Origin of the sequence: Liquorilactobacillus satsumensis DSM 16230 = JCM 12392 (assembly GCF_001435195.1) — a bacterium.
GTDB classification, from domain to species: Bacteria; Bacillota; Bacilli; order Lactobacillales; family Lactobacillaceae; genus Liquorilactobacillus; species Liquorilactobacillus satsumensis.
The window spans coordinates 1-846 of record NZ_AZFQ01000024.1; the positions used below are offsets into that span (position 1 = coordinate 1).

1 protein-coding gene is annotated in these 846 nt (G+C 44.3%); it reads right to left on the minus strand.

Translation table 11 applies throughout. The features are described 5' to 3' along the window. Window positions 1–19: 19 nt before the first annotated feature. The coding region (locus FD50_RS03165; RefSeq protein WP_056960208.1) for an IS3 family transposase at window positions 20–846 on the minus strand (827 nt) is incomplete at its 5' end.

Below are 846 nucleotides of genomic sequence, written 5' to 3' on the forward strand. Positions count from 1 at the left end.
AACCATGGAAAGCATTAAATCAGGCGGCCATTTGGCTCGTAAGTGTTGCGATTTCAACTTGTAAGGGGGTCTGGTAGCCCAGTGAACTATGAATTCTCTTCCTATTGTAGAAAGCATGCACATATTCAAAAAGGACAGCAGCGGCAGTTTCATAATTCTTAAAGACCGGCACTGGATAAACACATTCCTTTTTGAGGGAAGCATGAAAAGATTCCATTGGTGCATTATCGTATGGACACCCCTTACGGCTGTAAGAGTGGCGGATATGTAGTTCTGTTAACCGTTGTTTGTAATCATCGCTGGTGTACTGTGATCCTAAGTCTGTGTGGATAATCAGGTCCCCAGTAATGGTTCGATTTTTAACCGCGCTTTCCAGGGTCTTTAAGACTAAATCAGTATCTATCTTTTTTGAGAATGAATAGCCGATAATTCGTCTTGAGTGCAGATCCATGATGGTTGATAAGTAACACCAGCCATTACGCTTCGTTTGAATATAGGTCATATCAGCGGTCCATTTTTGATTTAAACCAGTGGTCGAGAAATCCTGCTTAAGCAAGTTGGGACGCTGTTCAACCTTGGTTTTGGAAGCCGAAGCCGCTTTCCATTTATTGACGGTAACGGAGTGGATATCCAGTTCCTTCATGAGCCGGGAAATCCGTCTTGGGCTGCACCGACGCTGCAGTGGTTGAAGTTCCAGATTCAATTCATGGTGGATCTTCATAACGCCGTATCGCTGCTTGAATTCCGCAAAGATCCGCAGAATCCGTTGTTTTAAGTCCTCATCTTCGGTCCGGCGTTTTGAAGGCTTTGGGGATCGATAACGATAATACTGAGCTCTGGAAACAC